Source organism: Micromonospora sp. CNB394, assembly GCF_000374985.1.
In the GTDB taxonomy this organism is placed as follows: Bacteria; Actinomycetota; Actinomycetes; order Mycobacteriales; family Micromonosporaceae; genus Micromonospora; species Micromonospora marina.
In genome coordinates this window covers 186,958-207,121 of the sequence record NZ_KB895830.1, presented here as the reverse complement: position 1 = coordinate 207,121, position 20,164 = coordinate 186,958, and the positions used below count along the sequence as shown (strand labels likewise).

General features: G+C 73.0%; 20 protein-coding genes. 15 read left to right on the top strand and 5 right to left on the bottom strand.

What is annotated here, in order from left to right; genetic code table 11:
* Positions 1-93: 93 nt before the first annotated feature.
* Together C569_RS33665 and C569_RS0110930 are read left to right on the top strand one after the other, a co-directional pair.
* Positions 94-1,122 carry a zf-HC2 domain-containing protein gene (locus C569_RS33665; protein ID WP_196806711.1) on the top strand — a complete coding sequence of 343 codons (1,029 nt, stop codon included), beginning with the start codon at positions 94-96 and terminating at the stop codon, positions 1,120-1,122.
* A 263-nt stretch (positions 1,123-1,385) separates the two neighbouring features.
* Positions 1,386-2,543: a ricin-type beta-trefoil lectin domain protein gene (locus C569_RS0110930; protein WP_018785822.1), complete on the top strand. Its 1,158-nt coding sequence runs from the start codon at positions 1,386-1,388 to the stop codon at positions 2,541-2,543.
* A 62-nt stretch (positions 2,544-2,605) separates the two neighbouring features.
* On the opposite strand, the gene C569_RS0110925 is transcribed toward C569_RS0110930, so the two are convergent.
* Positions 2,606-3,553, bottom strand: a complete 948-nt coding sequence (locus C569_RS0110925) for a hypothetical protein (protein ID WP_018785821.1) — start codon at positions 3,551-3,553, stop codon at positions 2,606-2,608.
* 288 nt (positions 3,554-3,841) lie between these two features.
* Between C569_RS0110925 and C569_RS0110920 the strand changes: the two genes are divergently transcribed.
* From C569_RS0110920 to C569_RS0110875, 10 genes are read left to right on the top strand one after another with little or no spacing between them, the layout of a single operon-like run.
* Complete coding sequence (locus tag C569_RS0110920; RefSeq protein WP_051090473.1) at positions 3,842-4,345, top strand: hypothetical protein; 504 nt, start codon at positions 3,842-3,844, stop codon at positions 4,343-4,345.
* Entirely contained in the window at positions 4,342-5,031 is a 690-nt protein-coding gene (locus C569_RS31735; RefSeq protein WP_018785819.1) for a hypothetical protein, read from the top strand. The genes C569_RS0110920 and C569_RS31735 overlap by 4 nt, the downstream gene beginning before the upstream one ends.
* A gap of 56 nt (positions 5,032-5,087) precedes the next feature.
* Positions 5,088-5,450, top strand: coding sequence for a hypothetical protein (locus tag C569_RS0110910; protein WP_018785818.1), 363 nt, complete (start codon positions 5,088-5,090; stop codon positions 5,448-5,450).
* Positions 5,451-5,473: 23 nt separating this feature from the next.
* Positions 5,474-6,187: a hypothetical protein gene (locus tag C569_RS0110905; protein ID WP_018785817.1), complete on the top strand. Its 714-nt coding sequence runs from the start codon at positions 5,474-5,476 to the stop codon at positions 6,185-6,187.
* A gap of 1 nt (position 6,188) precedes the next feature.
* Positions 6,189-7,721, top strand: a complete 1,533-nt coding sequence (locus C569_RS33660) for a hypothetical protein (RefSeq protein ID WP_018785816.1) — start codon at positions 6,189-6,191, stop codon at positions 7,719-7,721.
* A gap of 20 nt (positions 7,722-7,741) precedes the next feature.
* Positions 7,742-9,241 (top strand): SCO6880 family protein, encoded by a 1,500-nt coding sequence (locus C569_RS0110895; RefSeq protein ID WP_018785815.1) that lies wholly within the window; start codon positions 7,742-7,744, stop codon positions 9,239-9,241.
* Positions 9,238-11,001: an ATP/GTP-binding protein gene (locus C569_RS0110890; protein WP_018785814.1), complete on the top strand. Its 1,764-nt coding sequence runs from the start codon at positions 9,238-9,240 to the stop codon at positions 10,999-11,001. The genes C569_RS0110895 and C569_RS0110890 overlap by 4 nt, the downstream gene beginning before the upstream one ends.
* Entirely contained in the window at positions 10,998-12,746 is a 1,749-nt protein-coding gene (locus tag C569_RS0110885; RefSeq protein WP_018785813.1) for a type IV secretory system conjugative DNA transfer family protein, read from the top strand. The genes C569_RS0110890 and C569_RS0110885 overlap by 4 nt, the downstream gene beginning before the upstream one ends.
* Positions 12,747-12,752: 6 nt before the next feature.
* Positions 12,753-14,192 (top strand): glycoside hydrolase family 19 protein, encoded by a 1,440-nt coding sequence (locus C569_RS0110880; RefSeq protein WP_018785812.1) that lies wholly within the window; start codon positions 12,753-12,755, stop codon positions 14,190-14,192.
* Complete coding sequence (locus tag C569_RS0110875) at positions 14,186-14,566, top strand: DUF4913 domain-containing protein (protein ID WP_018785811.1); 381 nt, start codon at positions 14,186-14,188, stop codon at positions 14,564-14,566. The genes C569_RS0110880 and C569_RS0110875 overlap by 7 nt, the downstream gene beginning before the upstream one ends.
* A gap of 57 nt (positions 14,567-14,623) precedes the next feature.
* Here C569_RS0110875 and C569_RS0110870 read toward each other — a convergent pair whose 3' ends face one another.
* Entirely contained in the window at positions 14,624-15,034 is a 411-nt protein-coding gene (locus C569_RS0110870) for a RidA family protein (RefSeq protein WP_018785810.1), read from the bottom strand.
* Positions 15,035-15,112: 78 nt separating this feature from the next.
* Between C569_RS0110870 and C569_RS0110865 the strand changes: the two genes are divergently transcribed.
* Positions 15,113-15,490 (top strand): helix-turn-helix domain-containing protein, encoded by a 378-nt coding sequence (locus tag C569_RS0110865; protein WP_018785809.1) that lies wholly within the window; start codon positions 15,113-15,115, stop codon positions 15,488-15,490.
* A gap of 216 nt (positions 15,491-15,706) precedes the next feature.
* Here C569_RS0110865 and C569_RS30085 read toward each other — a convergent pair whose 3' ends face one another.
* From C569_RS30085 to C569_RS30080, 3 genes are all read right to left on the bottom strand, one after another.
* Positions 15,707-16,396, bottom strand: a complete 690-nt coding sequence (locus tag C569_RS30085; RefSeq protein ID WP_018785808.1) for a hypothetical protein — start codon at positions 16,394-16,396, stop codon at positions 15,707-15,709.
* Complete coding sequence (locus tag C569_RS0110855) at positions 16,389-16,889, bottom strand: sigma-70 family RNA polymerase sigma factor (protein ID WP_026267985.1); 501 nt, start codon at positions 16,887-16,889, stop codon at positions 16,389-16,391. The genes C569_RS30085 and C569_RS0110855 overlap by 8 nt, the downstream gene beginning before the upstream one ends.
* Positions 16,890-17,016: 127 nt before the next feature.
* Positions 17,017-17,562, bottom strand: coding sequence for a hypothetical protein (locus C569_RS30080; RefSeq protein WP_018785806.1), 546 nt, complete (start codon positions 17,560-17,562; stop codon positions 17,017-17,019).
* A 460-nt stretch (positions 17,563-18,022) separates the two neighbouring features.
* Between C569_RS30080 and C569_RS0110845 the strand changes: the two genes are divergently transcribed.
* Both C569_RS0110845 and C569_RS0110840 read left to right on the top strand, forming a co-directional pair.
* Positions 18,023-19,522 (top strand): SulP family inorganic anion transporter, encoded by a 1,500-nt coding sequence (locus C569_RS0110845; protein ID WP_026267984.1) that lies wholly within the window; start codon positions 18,023-18,025, stop codon positions 19,520-19,522.
* Positions 19,522-19,965 carry a MerR family transcriptional regulator gene (locus tag C569_RS0110840; RefSeq protein WP_018785804.1) on the top strand — a complete coding sequence of 148 codons (444 nt, stop codon included), beginning with the start codon at positions 19,522-19,524 and terminating at the stop codon, positions 19,963-19,965. The genes C569_RS0110845 and C569_RS0110840 overlap by 1 nt, the downstream gene beginning before the upstream one ends.
* Positions 19,966-20,164: the final 199 nt, after the last annotated feature.

Here is a 20,164-nt window from a genome sequence, read left to right as displayed (position 1 = left end):
CTCCCGGCGAGTCCTCGTCCGATGCCCGGCACCGAGGCGGTGGCCCGGATCATCGCTCTGGCGCACCCTCTGTCGGGTCGGGAAGGGGGCGTGATGCGTACCGGCGGTGAGAATCCGACGTCCGAGCACGAGTCCCTGGCGCTCTATCTGCTCGGCGCGCTCGACGAGACCGACCGCGTCGCCTTCGAGGCGCACCTCGCCGGCTGCGACGAGTGTCTCTCCGTCGCCAGCGACCTGGGCGGTGTGACCAGCGGGCTCGGCGGCCTCAGCGCGGCGGACTGGAAGGAGTTCGCCCTCCCCCCACCGTCCGTCCTGCCCCCGGCATCCGTCCTGCCCCCACCGTCCGTTCCGCCGCCGGCCTCCGTTCCGCCGCCGGCCTCCGTTCCGCCGCCGGCCTCCGTTCCGCCGCCGCGTTCCGCGTCGGGAGCGGAGGACGTGCCCGCGGCTGAGCCCTGGGCCGACGCGCCGGACCTCGCGTCGGCGGCTGGGCACGAGGGCGGGTCCCGTACCGACGTCGCGGGTACGACGACCCCCGGCACCGGGACCGGTCGTCCCCGTACCGACGATGCGGGACCGGCCCCGGGTGCCGGGACCGGTCGAGGGCCGGCGGGGCGGCGGGGCAACCGCCCGGGCGGAGCGCCGGGTGGTGCGGGCCCGACTGGCCCGGGGAGGACACCCGGTGACCGGCCCGGGGGACGTCGGCCACGGGCGCTGTCCGCCCGTCGCCGGCTGCTGCTGTGGGGCGGGGCGGCGGCGCTGGCGTTGGCCGTGCTCACCGGCGGGATCGTGGCCACGGTCGGGGGCGGTGGACGCGACGACGTGGTGCTGACCGCGACCGGAGAGGCGCCCGGCCAGGGCGCGAGCCTGTCCGTGTCGATCACCACCCACGAGGGGCGGGGCTCCACCATCCGGATCACCGCCACCGGGCTGCGACCGGGGCTACGCCACCGGCTCTTCGCGGTGACCCGCGACGGGGTCACCCATCCCGTGCGGGACTGGACCGCCTCGAACGGGCCGCAGGAGGTCACCGGCGAGCTGTCGCCACCGCTCGATCAGCTCTCCTTCGTCGGCGTGGGCCTGACCGACGGCACCTCCATCGTCACCGCGCCGATCTCGCGCTGACCGCGCTCGCCGATCCGCCTCACTTCCCGTTGAACCGGAGACCCTCCCGGATCGTCGTGTGGTCGTGCGCCAGCCGCACTCGTCGGGGGACGCGGCGCGTCCCCGCCAGGCCAAGGGAGGGCTACATGGCTGTGAGGACCGGATCGTCTTCGACCCGCGGGATGCGGGCCGGGGTGTCGGGCGGGGGCCCCGCCACGGACGGGGGCGTCGACCGAGGCCCCGACCCGACACGCGGGGCGGGCAGGGGGGCCGCGCTGCTAGCCGTGGCGCTGCTCGCGCTGGGGCTGACTGTCGGCGTGCCGGGCAGCCCGGCGAACGCCGCCACCGGGGAACGGGTGACGTTCGTCAACGGCACCGCGGAGACGCTGTGGGTCGGCGCGGGCGAGAGCGCGGACGGCTCCCGGCCGATCACCGGCCTGCCCACGCTGCAACCCGGCGAGTCGCGCACGATCGTCATCCCGAACGACGGCGCGCCGGGCCACTGGCGCGGCCGGTTCTTCGCCCGCCAGCGCTGCGGCGGCGACCCGAACGGCGGGTTCCGCTGCCTCGTCGGTGACTGCGGCGCCTTCGCGGACCGGTGCGAGCGGGGCGCGGAGCCGGTGAGCCTGGCCGAGTTCAACTTCGACCGGAACAACGGGGGCGCGCCCTGGTACAACGTCAGCTACGTCGACGCGCTGTCGACCACGATCACGATCGACGTGCCCGGCGCTCCCCGGCCGGAGAAGGCGGGCAGCTGCGCGCGGTGGGACTGTTCCGGCGGGCAGATGCTCGCCGCCTGTCCGGAGGCGCACGCCGTCCGGGACCCGGCAAAGGGTGACCGGGTGAACTGCGTGAACCCGAACCGGGATGCGGAGAGCGCCTACACCGCCGCGCTGCTCCCGTTCGGCCCGCGCGCCTACCTCTGGTCCACCCACGACCGGGTGGCCGGCAACGAGACGGTCTACAACTGCCCCGGCTGCGACGAGGTCGTGGTGACGTTCCGCGGCGGCGGCGCGCCGTCGGCTACGCCCGTGAAGCGTACCGCTGACCGTTCCGGCTCTGGCTTCGCACTGCGCGGGTACGCGGACAAGTGCGTCGACGTGCCGGACGGCAAGTCCGCCGACGGGGTGCGGTTGCAGCTCTGGCGGTGCAACGGCACCCCGGCCCAGCACTTCACCCGGGGCCCCGGCGGCACGCTGAAGGTGCTGGACAAGTGCATGGACGTGGCGTGGGCGTCCCGGGACAACGCGGCCAAGGTGCAGCTCGCCTGGTGCACCGGCGGCCCGGCGCAGGTGTGGGTGGCCGAGCGCGGGCTGCTGCGCAACCCGAACTCCGGCAAGTGCCTCGACGTGCGCGACTGGAACTCCGACGACGGCGCGCCGTTGCAGATCTGGGAGTGCGCGGCGAGCCAGAGCAACCAGAAGTGGCGCGAGGCCCGCTGACCGACGGACGCGGACGGGCCCGGGTGGGGAGCACCCGGGCCCGCCGTGTCGTACGGGTTCGGTCAGCGACCGCGCGCCGGCGCCTGCTGCGCCGGGCCCGCCGCCGGGGCGGTGCTCGACCTCGGGCTGGTCCGCCCGCGCTCCAGGTCGACGTTCTGCGACTGCTGCTGGATCGCGGTCCGCCGCTGGTCGACCGCCGCGTTGGTGAACGCGGAACCCGCGGCGACCATGCCGCCGGCCGCGGTGAGGTGCGTGATGTTCGTCGCCGTGCCGGCGATGCTCAAGCCCATGCCGGTGAGGTTCCCGGCGTGGACCGCGGCCTTGGTCCAGTCGCCCTTCTGCGCGGCGTCGATGAACTCCACGCCGGACTTCAGGGCGGTGACGCTGGCCGCGCCGATCTGCGTGCCGCGCGCGGCCCACCCCTCGAGGACGCCGGAGATGGCGCTCAACGAGCTGGCGGTGAACTCCGTCCCGGGCGGCAGGTACCTGTTCATGCAGTTCTTGAAGTCGGTCAGGCCCTTGAAGCCGGCGTTCTGGGCGCCCCTCCGTGCCTCGCTCTCGGTCGGCCGGTTCGGGTTCGCCGGACGCACCTGGCTGCTCCGCCGGGGCTCGACCGGCTCCGGCGTGGTCACCGCCCCCACCTGCATGGCCGTCTGCACGAGCCGGTCCGGGTCGCTGGCGACGAAGGTGGACCGGCGGCGGAGCCGGTCCACCTGGTGACTGGCGGCGGCGGAGTGGCGGGCCGCGGCCGAGCTCTGCCTGCTGGACCGCGTCGGAACGGGTGGGGACACCCGCCGCCCGTCGTTGAACGAGTCGGTGAACTGCGGCGGCGCCACGTCGGTGGACGACGACGGGTACCCGTACGCCGGCTGGCTGTACGGGTTGACCGGCAGGCTGTAGTGCCGGTCCGTGGCCTCCATCTCGTATTCGTTGTCCACGGCGGAGAAGGTCTGGGCGCGTTGCGACGGATCCAGCGGATCCGGCTCGTAGCCGTACCTCAGATCGGACATTGTCACTCCTTCGAGCGCTGTTCCTGGCTGGGTCGACCGGCGGTCCGCCGCCGGCTCGGGGTGCCGCCTCCTTCCACGGATCGCGGTGCACCGACTACGGGCCGGCGGGGACCGTGGTTCAGCGCCGGTCGGCGTTTTCTGCGCCGCCCGGCCCGCGGGAAAAAACCCGGGATCCCGGTCGAACCGAGGGGGCCGCCGCGTCGTAGTGCGGCCGTCGACCGCTGCGGCCGGGCCGCCCGGCCGCGGTCGGCGCGCGACGGAGGACCGGGACAGGAGGCGGGGCGGGCGATGAGCCGACCGATGGTGCTGGGGCGCCCACGGGAGCGGGACGAGCGTCCGGTCCACAGCCGCGACGTCCTCTCCGACGAGGGCATCGGCTGGATCGGGGCGCACGGCGGCGCGGGCGCCAGCACGCTGACCCGGCTGCTCGGCGGCGTCGACATCGGTTGCCGCTGGCCGGACCCGGCGATCGGTGAGCCGGCCCGGGTCGCGCTGGTCGGGCGGACCAACATGGACGGGCTGCGGGCGGTCTCCCGGGCGCTCAACGCGATGCGGGAGGGCCGGCACCCGGCGGGGATGCGGCTGGTGGGGGTGGTGCTGATCGCCGACGCCCCGGGCCGGCTGCCGGGGCCGCTGCTCGGCCGGATCCGGATGCTGCGCTCGGTCGCCCCGGTGCACCGGGTGCCGTGGGTCCCGTCGTACCGCGTCGGGGTGGAGCCGCAGCGGCCACCGCGCCAACTGGCCCGGCTGGCCGCCCTCGCCGAGGCGCGGCCCGGGCGGGGGTCGCGGTGAGCCGGCCGGTCCGGTCCGGGGCGGCGCTCGTCGCGTTTGTGCTGGCGTTGCTCGCGCTCGCGCCACCGGGCCCGGCGGTGGCCGCGGGCACCTACACGGTGACGGTGGACGGCGGTGGCGCCGGCTTCCTCTACAAGATCTGCCTCAAGACCACCACCACGGTCAACACCTACCCGGCCGGGGGCGGCGACCGGGTCTGCTCCGGCAAGAAGGGCTCGACGGACGGATCGTTCGACCTGACCGCCGAGTACACCGAGGGCGACACGGTCTGGATGGACGTCGAGATGCTCGTCGACCTGAGCGGCCACTCGCGGACCAAGGACAACGTGGAGATCACCGGATCCCACTCGTGCACGCTCAAGGGCGCCCTCTACGCCGGCAAGTTCCAGTGCGAGAACGTGATCAACAAGACGAGCTTCACCCCGCCGGTGATCGATCCGTACCAGGTGGCCGTGGACGATCCGAACGCGCCGGTGGTGCAGTTGCTCACCCTGATGGCGTGGTGCGTGAGCGCCGCCGCCGTGGCCGGCCTGCTCCTGAGCGGCATGACGCTGGCGTCGCAGTTGCGCCGCGGTGCGCTGGAGGAGCGGACCGAGTACACCAAGCAGATCGCGTTCGTGATGGCGGCGTGCCTGCTAGCGACCACCGCCGGTCCCATCGTCCAGGCATTGGGGTTCAGCCAGTGACCACCCGCCCGGCCCCCGGCCGGCCGATCGACCCCTCCACTTCCGAAGGAGCACCCATGGCCCTCTCCGACCTCTACTACTCCGGTCTGGTACGGATCCCGCACGGCTTCCCTCTCGCGCCCAACCCGGAGCCCGGCGGCGGGGTGCCGCAGCCGAAGACCGGCGGCAACGTGGTGCCCGGCCAGCTCGCCACGAAGGTCGAGCAGGCGCTCGGCCTGGTCGCCTGGGGCGGCACCGCGGCGGGCGTGCTCGGCGTCCTGGTCACCGGCGCGGTGATGGCCATCTCGCACAAGCGCGGCGAGGGCTCCGAGCACATGAGCCGCCTCGGCATGGTGCTGGGCGGCTGCATCCTGGTCGCCACCGCCGGCCCCATCGTGACCTGGGTCTTCGGCAACGGCGGCGGCACGGGGGGCAACTGACCGTGCGGGCGCGACACGCATCCGTGCCCGAGGACGGGCCGTTCTGGCGGCACCGCCGGTGGCAGGTGTCTGCGGCGTTCCTCGTCCTGGCGCTCTGCGCCGGCGTCGGCGCGGTGCTCTACGGCGGCGGGGACGGCGGATCCCGGGCCGCGCCCCCGGCCGGCCCGACGATCGGCGGGCTCGCGCCGGACGGGTCCCGACCGCAGGGCTGCCGCACGGTGGACACCGCCCAGCCCATCCCGACCGCGGCGCCGGACGACGTCACCTGGCGGCCGGTCAACGGCGCGCAGTCGCCGTTCTCCGCCTCGGCCGGGCCGCTGCGGACCACCGGCCCGCTGCGGTGGTGCTTCGCGCACACCCCGATGGGCGCGGTGATGGCGGCGCACACGATCTCCCGCCAGATGAGCGGCCCCGACTGGCGGGTGGTCAGCCGTCAGCAGCTCGTGCCCGGCCTGGGACGGGACTACTTCGACGCGATGCGCGAGTCGATGGAGGACGGCGGCCCGCCGCAGACCTCCAACCGGCTGGCGGGGTTCCTGGTGGTGCGCTACTCGCCCCGCACCGCCGTGGTCCGGGTGCTGGTCCGGCAGGCGACGGCGCGGTACTTCTCGGTCGACTACACGACGGACTGGAACGGCGTGGACTGGCGGTTGCGGCCGTTGAACTCCGGCGGCCTCTACGGTCCGGTCACCCCGGTCCTGTCGCTGGCGGGCTTCGTGTTGTGGGACAAGGGCTGAGATGGCCGAGTGCGCGACTGGCGACGCCGTCTACATCGGTGAGATCGGGCAGGTAGTCGGCTTCTTCGAGCGGGGGATCGACGGCATCCTCAGCGACATCGCCGGCGCCATCATGGGCGCGGCGGTGGAACTGTTCGCCAACCTCGGCGACGTGCCGACCCTCGGCGACGAGAAGATCAACGACCAGATCCACCTACAGACCAACTGGCTGGTGGTGACCATCGCGGTGGCGTCGTTGCTGGCCGCGGCGTTCCGGATGGCCCTGCTGCGCCGGGGGCAGGCGTTGTGGACGGCGCTGCTGGGCCTGGTCCGCATGATCCTCACGGTGGGCGCCGCGTGGACCGTGCTCAACCTGCTCGCCACCGAGGCCGACCGCTACAGCGACCATCTCTACGACCAGGGGATCAAGGCGCAGCTCAAGCTGATCGCCAACTGCGGCACCGACGGGTTGACCGCCTTCCTGCTGATCATCATCGGGTTGCTGCTGCTGATCGCCGGCTGCATCCACGTGATCCTCATGTATGTGCGGCTCGGCGCGATGGTGCTGCTCACCGGTACGTTGCCGCTGGCCGCCGCGGCGTCGATGACCGAGTCGGGCGGCGGGTGGTGGCGCAAGCACATCGCCTGGATGGTGGCGTGGCTGGCGTTCAAACCGGTGGTCGGGCTGATCATGTATTCCGGGGCGGCGATGATCGGCTCGGTCGACGGTGACGCCAAGCACTACAAGCTGGCCGGCGCCGCCATCCTGCTGATGGCCGCCGTCGCGCTGCCCGCGCTGATGCGGCTGGTCGTACCGGCCATGGCGGCGCTCGGCTCGTCGGACGGCGTCGGCGCGGGCGTCGGCGCGGGTGTGGCGGCGGCGGGCGCGGTGGCGAGCGGGGCCAAGCGGATCGCCGGTGGCGGTCACGGCGGGGGCGGTGGCGGTCCCCGGTCGGGTAGCGGCTCGCCCTCGGGCGCGGTGGTCCAGGGCGGTGGCGCGTCGAAGGCCGACGGCGCCTCGAAGTCGGACGGCGCGTCGAAGGCCGACGGCGGGTCCACTGCAGACGGCGGTTCCACGGCGGATGGCGCGTCCACGGCGGATGGCGCGTCCACGGCGGATGGCGCGTCCACGGCGGATGGCGCGTCCACGGCGGATGGCGCGTCCACGGCGGATGGCGCGTCCGTCGCCGATGGCGCGTCCACGGCCGACGGTGCATCCACGTCCGGCAGCACGTCCACGTCCGCGTCCGGCAGCACCCCAGCGCCGCCCAGCGAGCCGGCGTCCGGAAGCGAGTCGGCGTCCGGCAGCACCCCGGCGCCGCCCAGCGAGCCGACGCCCGCGAGCAGCCCGCCGTCCGGCGGCGACCCGGCGGGCGGTGGTGACTCGTCCGGTGACGGCGGACGCCGCTTCGTGTCGACGGCCGGGCGGGTCGTCAGCGGCGCGGTCGGGGCCACCGCCTGGACCGTGCAGAAGGGCGCCGACGCCGTCGCCGGCACCCACCGGCACGCCGCCGGCATCGCCCGCGGCGCGCTGCCCGACCCCGACCGCGACTAGGCCGGCCCAGGAGGACGTCCATGAGCACCGCACTCGAACAGATCAAGACACCCACGTACGGCAACTGGCGCCGTCCCCGCAAGGCCGGCCTGGGTTCGCTGGGCCTGATCGGGACCTTCGGCCTCTTCGGCGGGCTCGTGCTGGTCCTGCTCGCGTCCATGGTCTCGCTGGACGCGGCCCTGGTGGTGGGGCTGCCGATCGCGCTGACACTGGCGCCGCTGGCGATCCGCACCCAGGACGGCCGCAACGTCTTCCAGATGGCCGGGGTCCGGATCGGTTGGCTGCGCCGCAAGTCGAAGCGCCAGCACCTCTACGTGTCCGGTCCGCTGTCGGCACGACCCGGTGGGCGGTTCCGCCCGCCCGGCCTGCTGAGCCGGGTGACGATGCTGGAGGGCCGCGACCCGTACGACCGGCCGTTCGGCGTGCTGCACCACCGCAACCGCCACCAGTACACGATCGTGCTGAGCTGCGAGCCCGACGGCGGTTCGCTCGTCGATCCGGACCAGGTCGACACGTGGGTGGCGCTGTGGGGCGAGTGGCTGTCCCGGCTCGCGCACGAGCCGGGGCTGCGCGGCGCGTCGGTGGTGGTGGAGACCGCACCGGACCCCGGCACCCGGCTCGCCACCGAGGTGCTGGGCCGGCTCTCCCCGAACGCGCCGCCCGCCGCGCGGGCGGTGATGGAGGAGGTGGCGCGCTCCTACCCGGACGCGTCGTCGGAGATGAACACCTACCTGACGCTCACCTACTCGGCGCCGGGCGGCGTGCGGCGCGACGACGACACGATGCTCGCCGACCTGGCGCTGCGGTTGCAGGGGGTGCTCAACGGGCTGGTGGCCGCCGGCGGGGGGTCGGCGGAGCCGTTGTCGGCGGAACGGATCGCCGAGGTCGTCCGGGTCGCGTACGACCCGGCCGCCGCGGCCGAGGTGCTCGACGTCCGGGCCCAGCACGGCGGCACCGGGCTGGAGTGGGACGACGCCGGGCCGGCCGCGGCGGTCGAGACGGTCACCTCCTACCAGCACGACTCCGGGGTGTCCCGGAGTTGGCTGCTGACCATGGCCCCGCGCGGCGTGGTGCGCTCGGGGATCCTGCGCAGCCTGCTCGACCCGGCCGCCGGCATCCGCCGCAAGCGGGTGGCGCTGGTCTACCGCCCGATCGACCCGGCCACCTCGGCCCGGATCGTCGAGTCGGACCGCCGCTCCGCCCAGTTCATGGCGAATTCGACCAAGGGACTGGTCCGGGCCCGCGCGGTCGCCGAGATCCAGGCGGCCGAGCAGACCGCGACGGAGGAGGCATCCGGCGCCGGCCTGGTGGAGTTCTCGATGCTGGTGACGCTGACCGTCGACTCGGCCGCCGAGGTACGCGACGCGAACGTGACGATGCGTAATCTGCTCGGCGCCACCCGGATCGCGATGCGGCCGGCGGACCGGATGCAGGCCGCGGCGTTCACCTGCGCCCTGCCGGTCGGCATCCTGCCCTGGGAGCAGTCGATCGTCCCGCAGGACCTCCAGGAGGCGCTGTGACCGCCGGGGTGGGCGCGGACGGCGCCCGGGTGCTGGATCTCGGCGCGGGCTGGCCACGCCTGACCTCCGGGCCGGTCACCGCGATGTCCGGCCTGGCGGTGCCGGCCGTCGAGGCACAGGATCGCGAGCCCGACGAGACGGGTGGGCAGACCCCGCGGGCGTTGCGGCGGGCCCGCCGGCGGCGGGCCGCGCAGGAGGCGGCCGAGCAGCGGTACCGGCAGCGGCTGGCCCGGCAGAACAGCGCCGAGGCGGTCCCGCACCGGGGCGCGCCCGGGGTGGGCGGTGGCCGGGTGGCCGCGCTGGACCCGCCCGCCATGTGGCGGGCCACCACCGTGCAGGCGTGCGGGCTCTGGCCGTTCGCGTCCGGCTCCGGTGCCCCGATGACCGGGGTCCCGCTCGGTCAGCACATCAGCACCGGCGCCACGGTCTGCGGTGACCCGCTCAACTGGTTCACCCGGGCCCGCTACATCTCCAACCCGTCGCTGTTCATGCTCGGCATGCCCGGTCTCGGCAAGTCCACGCTGATCAACCGGATGCTGATCGGCCTGGCCGGGCAGGGCGTCGTCCCGCTGGTGCTCGGCGACCTCAAGCCCGACTACGCGGACACCGTCCGGGCGCTCGGCGGACAGGTCATCTCCATCGCCCGGGGCGTCGGCGGGCTCAACGTGCTGGACCCGGGCGCGATGGGCGCGGCGGCGGCGCGGATCGGCGGGCAGGCCGGCGAGGCGCTGGCCGCCGAGTCCCACGGTCGGGTGCTGAACATGGTGGCCGCGTTGCTCACCATCGTGCGCGGCGCGCCGATCAGCGACCACGAGCAGTCGGTGCTCTCCGCCTGCCTGCGGCACCTGCGCGAGCGCACCGCGCCGGGCCGCACGTACCGGCTGCCCGACCTGCTCGCGGTGCTCGAGGAGGGGCCGCCGCAGGTCCGCCAGGTCACCCTGGACCGGGGGCAGGAGTCCCGGTACCGGGACGCCGTCGACCCCCTGCACCGGTCGCTGCTCGGCATCGTGGACGGCCCGCTCGGGGACACGTTCGCGGCGGAGACGGCCACCCGGATCGACCCGGACGCCACCGCCGTCTGCATCGACATCTCCCGCATCGGCGAGGCGGACGGCCAGTTGACCGCCGCCGCGATGCTCGCCGCGTGGTCGGACGGCCTGGGTACGGTCTCCGCCTCGCACGCGCTCGCGGACGCCGGAATCGCGCCCCGGCGCTGGTTCTTCACCGTGCTCGACGAGCTGTGGCGCCCGCTGCGGGCGGCCTCCGGCATCGTCGACCGGATCGACGCCCTCACCCGCCTGAACCGCTCGCTCGGCCTGGCCGACGCGAAGATCACCCACACCCTGAAGGACGCGGAGGCGCTGGGCAGCGAGGCGGACAAGGCCAAGGCGCGGGGTTTCGTGGAGCGCGCCGGCATGGTCGCCTGCGCCGGCCTGCCGAGGGCGGAGATGGAGGAGCTGGCCCGCGTGGTGGGGCTGTCCCGGCGCGAGATCGACCTGGTCTCGTCGTGGTCGTCGCCGGCCGGTTGGGCCCAGGACGGCGGCAACGAGGAGCCACCCGGCCGGGGGCGCTTCCTGATCAAGGTGGGTGGGCGGCCCGGCATCCCGATCCGGGTCGCGATCACCGACGCCGAGCGGCACCTGCACGACACGAACACCCGGTGGATCGCCAACGGCGATGCCGAGCGGATGCTCGCGGAACGGGCCGCGGTGGTACGCGCCGTCACGGCCGGCGACCTGCCCGGCACGGGGCAGCGGTGAGGCGCGGCGGCGCCGGCGGTGACCTGCTGGCCTGGCTGATCCCCGTGCTCGCGCTGGTCAACCTCACCGTCTTCGCCCTGCTGTGGCTCGGCGGCACGCTTGCCGCCGCGCTCGGCGGGTACGGCTGGCGGCCACCGCCGTTCCGCCTGGAGGTCTACCTGAGCCTGCTCGGCGGCGGCCCCGGTGCGGTCTGGCCGGGCGTACCCCCGGCCCTGGTGTACGCGGGCGCGGCGGCGCTGGTACCGCTTGTCGCCGCGCCGGTGGTCACGGCGACCCGCGCGGTCCTGCGTCGGATGGCGCAGCCGTCGAACCTGGCCGGCGTGGACGACCTGCGGGCGATGACCGGCCGGGCGGCCGAGGCGCGGGCCCGCGAGCTGCGTCCCTCGCTGAAGGACGTGGCCCGGCTGCGCCCCGACGACACCGGGAACCTGCTCGGCGACCTGCTGCCGTCCGGGCCGGAGCTGCGCTCCTCGTACGAGGACGTGGAGCTGGACCTGATGGCCCCGCGCGCCGGCAAGTCGACGGGCATCGCCGTGCCCCGGGTGCTGCGCGCCCCCGGCCCGGTGCTGCTCACCTCGAACAAGTCGGACGTCTACCTGGTCACCCGACAGGAACGGGCCCGCGTCGGTCGGGTTTGGACGTTCGACCCGCAGGGCATCGTCTACTCCGAGCGCGACATGTGGTGGGACATGCTCGGCGGCTGCCGCACCCTGGAGGGGGCGCGGCGGCTCGCCGGCCACTTCGTCAGCTCGGTAAACGACGACGCGTCCAAGAAGGACTTCTGGATCGCCGCCGCGCAGAACACGCTGACCGCGCTCTTCCTCGCCGCCGCGCACGGTGGCGCGTCGGTCGGCGAGATACTGGCCTGGCTGGCGGACCCGGGCGACCGTACCCCGATCGACCTGCTCCGCGACGCCGGCCTGGACGCGATGGCCGACCAGCTCCAGGGCACCGTGCGCGGGGCGGTGCAGACCCGCGACGGCATCTACGAGACGTCCCGGCAGTGCGTCGCCTGCCTGCTCGACCCGGAGATCCTGGCCTGGGTCAGCCCGGACCCGAACCGCCCGGAGTTCGTGCCGGAGGAGCACGTGCTCGGCCGGGACACGCTCTACCTGCTGTCCAAGGACGGCGGCGGGTCCGCCGCCGGGGTGATCGCCGGGCTGGCCGACGCCGTGGTACGCGCCGGCGTGGTGGCCGCCGAGCGGATGGGCGGCCGGCTGGACCCGCCCATGACCGCCGTGCTGGACGAGGCGGCGAACGTGTGCCGCATCGCCGACCTGCCCGACCTCTACAGCCACCTCGGCTCGCGCGGCATCAGCGTGGTCACGCTGTTGCAGAGCTACCGGCAGGGGGTGCGGGTCTGGGGCGACGCCGGGATGGACGCGTTGTGGAGCGCGGCCACGGTCAAGCTGCTGGGCGCGGGGCTGGACGACGCCGACTTCGTGGACAAGGTGGCCCGGCTGGTCGGTCAGCACGACGTGCGGACCCCGACCTACTCCCGGTCCCGCGACGGCTCGTCCCGGTCGGTGTCGTACCGGCAGGAGCAGGTGCTGCCGGCGGACCGGATCCGGGCGCTGCCCAAGGGCACGGCGCTGCTGCTGGCGACCGGCGTGCGCCCGGCGGTGATCCGGCTGCGCCCCTGGTTCAAGGAGCCGGACGCGGCCCCCATCGCGGCGGCGGCGAAGGCCGAGGCGCAGGCGGTCACCGAGCGGGCGGCGGCGGCCTGGCGCCAGCGGGGCGGGTGAGCGACGGTGTCGAAGCTGGGGGCCGCGCGGGCGGCGCACCAGGCGACCACGAACCGGTTCGGCGCCACCGAGATCACCTGGCTGATCATCTCGACGGTGGGGATGTTGCCCCTCGCGGCGATGGCGGCGCTGGCGCTGGTCGTCCTGGTGATCGTCATCCTGCTCAGCGGCTCGCAGATGACCTCCTACTCGCCGGACCCGTCCAGCACGCTCGGGCCGGGCGCGGCCGGCAGCGTCCTCACCGAACTCGCCGGTGGCGACGGTCGCGGCGGCTTCCAGGAGTCGGGCGTGCCCGACCCGGACCTGGTCGCGCCGATCCGGGCCGCCGCCCGGGAGTGCGACCTGCTCACCCCGGTGATCCTCGCGGCCCAGATCGAGTACGCGTCGGACTTCGACGCGGACAAGGAGGGTCAGCAGGGCCGCAAGGGGCTGTCCCAGCTCACTCCCGACGTCTTCGAGCGCTACGGCGAGGACGACGACGACAGCGGTGAGGCCTCGGCGCTCGACCCGGAGGACTCGATCCACGCCCACGCCCGGTGGTTCTGCCACCTCGCCGGGGAGGCCCAGCGGCTGCTGGACAGCGAGAGCGTCGTCGGTGACCACCTCACGCTGACGTTGCTGGCCTGGGACCAGGGTGTGGAGGCGGTGAAGGCGCAGGGCGGCATGCCGGTCATCGTGCTGGACAGCTACCCGTTCCGGGTGCGCGGCCTGTTCGCCCGCTACACCATCGGCGGCACGGACACGTCGACCGCGACACCGGAACCGTCCCCGTCGGGGTCCCCCGCTGCCGGGTCGAGGAAACGCACGGCGCCGGACGACGACGGCACGCTGCTCACCGGGTCGACGTTCGACGCCGTGTTCCCCGGCCGCAACCCCTTCTACACGTACGCCGGGCTCACCGACGCGATGGCGGCGTTCCCCGCGTTCGCCGCCACCGGCGACGAACGGACCCGCCGGCGGGAGCTGGCGGCGTTCCTGGCCAACGTCGACCACGAGACCGGCGGTCTGGGGCACGTCGACGAGATCGACCGGGCGGCCTGGGGCACCTACTGCGACGGCGCTCAGCCCTACGGGTGCCCGGCCGGCCGGACCGCCTACCACGGGCGGGGGCCGATCCAGCTGAGCTGGAACAGCAACTACAAGGCGGCCGGCGACGCGCTCGGGCTCGACCTGCTCGGCAACCCGGATCTGGTGTCCACCGACCCGTCGGTGGCCTGGCGGACCGCGCTCTGGTTCTGGATGACCCAGCGCGGCGCGGGCACCACCACTCCGCACGCGGCGATCACCGGCGGCGCGGGTTTCGGCGGCACGATCCGCAGCATCAACGGCGCGCTGGAGTGCGGCGGCGGCAATGCCGGGCAGGTGGACAAGCGGGTCGACGCGTACCGGCGGATCACCGCCGCGCTCGACGTCGACCCCGGGGACGAGGGGACATTGAGATGTTGACCGACAAGCCGGCGCCCCGGCCGTTCTTCATCCTCTACCTCGACGGTCCGGAGTACGTCGAGGAGCTGCGCCGGCTCACCTCCTGGGTGGAGGGCCTGCTGCTACCGGTCTACGGCGGCGAGGTCACCTCCGGCGCGCCGTGGTGCCCCCGCTGGTGGGAGCACCCGGAGGCGATCGCCTACCTGCACGGGCTCTGGCTCGCCTGGCAGGAGCGGACCTCGCCGAGCGCGGCGCCGTCCGACCCGGCGCTGTGGCACCAGAACCATCTCTGGCCGACGATGACCGCGCTGCGCGACCCCAACGGCCCGTTCGCCGGTTGCAAACCCGGGGGGCACCGGCCGAAGGAGCGGCCCTGGGTCGAGCGCGACGACTGAGCGGCCCGCCGGGAGGATGCGGACCGCTGTCTCAATCCCGCGACCGGGCAGAAGGCATTACTGCACGATTGCGGTCGCCTCCAGTTCGACGAGCACGTCGGGCTCGAAGAGGTGGTCCACTCCGATCAGTGACGCCGGCGGAAGGGGCCAGGGCAGGCCGAGCTCCTCGACGACCGATTCGATCCCGGCCATGAACGGCCCGATCTTCTCGGGTGCCCACTCGGTGACGTAGAAGGTCAACCGGACCACGTCGTCGAACGAGGCGTCGGCTCCGGCGAGGGCACGGCCGGTGTTGCGCAGCGTCTGCGCGACCTGCCCGGCCAGATCGCCCGGCGCGACCGGTGAGCCATCTGCCAGTCGGGCGATCTGACCGCTGACGTGGATGTGACGTGACCCGGTTGCCACCGCCACGTGATGGTAGGGCGTGTTCGGCTGAAGGCCGTCAGGGCTGATGCGGGTGACGGGCATCGCTTCTCCTTTGCGGAACCAACTAGGTTTACCATTGATACCTAGTTGACGGAGGGCACTTCAAGGAGGCCTGGTTTCATGCGCGATACCACCACCGCCCCTGCCGAGGAGATGCGTATCGACGCGCCGCACCGCGAGCTGCTCGACCAGGTGTTGGACAAGTGGTCGCTGAGCGTTCTCAACGAACTGTGCGAGCGTCCCTGCCGCTTCAACGAGCTACGCCGGGCGGTTCCGAAGGTGACGCAGAAATCGCTCACCGCGACCCTGCGCCGACTCGAGCGCAACGGGATCATCGAACGGCACGTCGTGGCGACCCGCCCGATCGCAGTGGAGTACCGGATCACCCGGCTGGGAAAAACCCTGCGCGCACCAGTCGACGCCCTCCTCGAGTGGGCCGACACCTACCTGCCACAGATCGAACACGCCCGCAAGGCGTTCGACGCGGGAATCGAGTAACGAGTGCGGGCCGCACCGCGTCCTGCAGCGTGGCATCGAGACCCACGTGCGGCCCGCGACACAGGAGTACGACATGGGCGGGCTGCCGGATGGATGCCCGCGGTCGCCGGCGCTCCACGCGCCCTGTCGTCCGGTCTCCACAGAATCCGGGCGGTTCAGCCCGTCGATGCAGTCCCGCCGGCCGAACCCGCGCCGGAACCGGAGAGGTTCCGAGCATCAGCCGCCGGCCGGTTTGCGGGTGGGCCCCCGGTCGGTGAATCGGAATGTGTCGGGTTGTGGCGCGTCGTCCAGGACCAGGCCGGCGCCGGAGGATCTGCGCAGGTACGCCGAGTCGTTGCTGATGGCGTACGTCTGCGGGGTCTGCGGGGTGATGGTGAAACGCTGGTCCGGGTCGTCGGGGTCGCAGACGACACCCTCAACGGTCAACGGCTGGCCGGTCTCGCGGTAGACCCGCCAGCAGGTGGGCTCGTCGGAGGCGGGGTGGCCGTCACGCTTGCCGTAAGCCTTGATGAGGTATTCGCCGCCACCGAGTGGAGTCGGGACGAAGGACTGACGGCCGCTGTCGTCGTCGACCTCGGTGAGGAAGCCGCCGTCGAGTGAGAGCGCGGATCCGGTGACCCGCACGATCGCCACCTCACGTTCCCCGGCGAGGACCGGATCAGGAGTCGGGGACGACGTCGTCGGGGGCGTGGCAGGGATGGTCGGCAAGGTCCGCGGCCGGTTGCCCGGCTGGACGACAACTGCTCCGGTGGCGAGCAGAACCGCCAGCGTTGCCGTGGCGACCCGCCGGTGCCGACGGCGGGCGCGGCTACGTTCGTGGATTTCGGTGAGTTCGGGTAGCTGCCCGAAGCGTTCGGCCTGCCCGGCGAGCGAGCGCAGCGCGTCCTCGATGCGGGAGTCAGGCATCGTGACCCACGCAATGCCCGTTTCCGGTCAGGTGACCGGCCAGTGCCCGTCGGCCCCGGACGAGCCAGGTCTTGACCGTGTTGGCGGACCGGCCGGTCTCGGCGGCGATCTCGGCGACGCTGAGCCCGACGAGGTGGTGCAGGACGATGACCCGCCGCTGCTCGGCGGGGAGGAGACGCAGGGCCTGCACCACGACCACGTGGTCGGGGCTGATGGCGGCGACGTGGTCGTCGACCGTCTCGCGGTGGTGGGCGCGCATCCGGTTCACCGCCTTACGCCACGCGGAGACCGCGATGCGGTAGGCGACCCGGCGCACCCAGGCTTCAGGGCTGTCACAGTCGCGTACGGCGCTCCATCGGTCCCATGCTCGTAGGTATGCCTCCGCCACGGCGTCCTCGGCGTCGGCGCGGTTACCGACCATGGCATACACCTGACCGAGGACCCGCCGAGAAGAGCTGGCATAGAAGTCGTCAAATTCCTCTGTGCTGCGCATGTGTCCCTTGGCCGGAAGGATCAGGCACCCGGCACCGCTCGGGGAGGTGAGACCGGTCTGCCCGGCGCGGCCCTCACTCACGTGGTGGCCGGAACACCGGGCCGCCGGCCACCTCCCCGAACGGCACTCAGCCGCCGGCCGGAGTACGGGCGGGGCCGGCGTCGACGAGACGGAAGGTGCTGAGCAGTGGTGCGTCGCCCAGTTCCTCCAGGATCAGGCCCCGCGCGGGAGAGTACTGGAGGTACGCCCAGCTGTTACTGATCGCGTATTCCCTACGGCCCTGCGAGGTGATGGTGAACCGCTGGTGCGGGTTGGTGGCGTCGCAGACCGCGCCCTGGACGGTCAGCGGCTGGCTGGTCTCGTGGTAGACCTCCCAGCAGGCCGGCTCGTCATTGGCCGGGTGGCCGTCGCGCTTGCCGTAGGACTTGATCAGGTACTTGCCGCCACCGAGCGGGGTCGGGACAAAGTGCTGACGGCCACTGTCGTCGTCGACCTCGGTCAACCAACCCCCGTCGAGGGAGACCACAGATTCGAACGCCTGCACCCGAACGATGGTGACTTCGCGCTTGCCCGAGAGGACGCCGCTGGGCGCCCCGGTTGCGGGCGCGGCCGGGGCGAGGATGACGGCACCGGCGAGCACTGCCGCGCCGATCGCCCCCTTCGATGTGGACATGTGAGCTCCTCACGTAGTTGGACGCCCTCAACACGCCCACGACCCGCTCGCCGGTTTCAGCGGTCCGGGAAATTCTGCTACCCGCCGGGGTCGCGGGTCGGGTGGGCGTGTGCGGCGATCGCCGGCCGCGACTCCGCAGACGTGGATCGGCCGCGCGGACGCCGTGGAGCCGATCCACGTCTGCCCGCCCCCGACAGCAGACTGAACTCGCCCGCAGGTCGTTCCTCAGTACGGCATGGTGACGATCACCACGCTCGGCAGACTCTCCCCCGACGGAAGGGTAGGTTCGGTGCCGATGACCGAGGCGTGGCCCGGGTGACACCTGGGGTGCCTGTGATGCGTCCGGGCAACGACGCCCTCAAGCCGCCGGCCGGCTGTTGCTGAATCGCGAAAAGCCGCGCCCCTTGTTTCGGGGCCGGATCTGTGCGCGTCCACGAGACGCCCGAGTGGAAATGGCTCTATGTCTCCCGTGCTGTCACCGGTCGTCCGGCCGCGCCTGTCCCGTCCCTCGTGGCTGTCGCCGAAGGTGTTCCGCACCGAGGTACTCGCCGGCCTGGTCGTCGCGCTGGCGCTGATCCCGGAGGCGATCTCCTTCTCGATCCTGGCCGGGGTCGACCCGCGGGTGGGGTTGTTCGCCTCGTTCACCATGGCCGTCACGATCGCGATCTGCGGTGGCCGGCCGGCGATGATCTCCGCAGCGACCGGAGCGATCGCCCTGGTGGTCGCGCCGCTGGCGAAGGAGCACGGGCTGGACTACCTGATCGCGGCGGTGATCCTCGGCGGCGCGATCCAGGTCCTGCTCGCGGCGCTCGGGGTGGCGAAGCTGATGCGGTTCATCCCGCGCAGCGTCATGGTCGGCTTCGTCAACGCCCTGGCGATCCTGATCTTCGCCGCGCAGGTTCCGCACCTGCTCGGCGTGCCCTGGCTGGTCTACCCCCTCGTCGCCGTCGCCCTGGCGATCATGGTCGGGCTGCCCCGGCTCACCCGCGCCGTTCCGGCGCCGCTGGTCGCCATCGTGGTGCTGACCGTGGTCACCGTCGTCGCCGGCGTGGCGGTGCCGACCGTCGGTGACGAAGGTGCCCTGCCGGACAGCCTGCCCACCCTCGGCCTGCCGCAGATCCCCTGGACCATGGACACCCTCACCCTCATCGCTCCCTACGCCCTGGGGATCGCGCTGGTCGGACTGATGGAGTCGCTGATGACCGCCAAGCTCGTCGACGACATCACCGACACGCACTCCAACAAGACCCGCGAGTCCTGGGGCCAGGGTGTGGCCAACATCGTGACCGGGTTCTTCGGCGGCATGGGCGGCTGCGCGATGATCGGCCAGACGATGATCAACGTGAAGGCCTCCGGCGCCCGTACCCGGTTGTCGACGTTCTTGGCGGGCGTGTTCCTGCTGGTCCTGGTCGTCGCGCTCGGTGACGTGGTCGCCGTCATCCCGATGGCCGCCCTCGTCGCCGTGATGATCATCGTGGCGGTGTCGACGTTCGACTGGCACTCCGTCACCCCGGCCACGCTCAAGCGGATGCCGTACGGCGAGACGATCGTCATGCTCGCCACCGTCGGCACCACCCTGGCCACCCACAACCTGGCCATCGGCGTCGTCGCCGGCGTCCTCGCCGCCATGGTGATCTTCGCCCGCCGGGTCGCCCACCTCGTCGAGGTCACCAGCGTCCTCGACCCCGACGGCACCACCCGGATCTACTCCGTGCACGGGGAGCTGTTCTTCGCCTCCAGCAACGACCTCGTCGGCCAGTTCGACTACGCGAACGACCCGGACACAGTGGTCATCGACATGACCCACGCTCACGTCTGGGACGCCTCCTCCGTCGCCGCCCTCGACGCGATCACCACCAAGTACGCCACGCGGGGCAAGTCCGTGGAAATCATCGAGCTGAACCAGCCCAGCGCCCGCATCCACGACACCCTCGCCGGGCAGCTCGGCGTCGGTCACTGATGGCCGCCGCCACCAGCCGGAACACCGGGCCGGAGCAACACGCCACCGGCCGCCTGATGCAGATCGGCGAGGCAGCCGAGCGCGTCGGGCTGAGCATCCGGACGATCCGCCACTACGAGGACGCGGGCCTGATCGTGCCCTCCACCCGCAGCGAAGGCGGCTTCCGCCTCTACACCGAACCCGACCTCGACCGCCTCGCCGTCGTCAAGCGGATGAAACCCCTCGGGTTCAGCCTCGATGAGATGCGTGACCTGCTCACCGTCCTCGACGCCCTCGACACCGCCACCGGCACCGACCGCGCCGAGCTGCTCGACCGGCTGGGCATGTTCCACACCGCCGCCACCACCCGCGTCACCGCGCTGCGCGACGAACTCGCCGTGGCTGAAGGCTTCGCCGACACCCTCCGCGACGAACTCGACCATCATGGGAGCCCGGCAGGCTGAGCACCGCCGCTGCCGAATACCAGGGTCATCAGTCGCCGTCGGCAACCGTGGTGCCGACGGCGGAGCGGGCACCCTCGATCACACCCCGGGTTCGGCGGATGCGGTCAATCCGGCAGCCCGCGACATCGGCCACGTGGAGTAACACGTCGACGAACGTCTCGACCGAGCGGCAGTGTCCACGTTCGCCCGGCACTCCGTT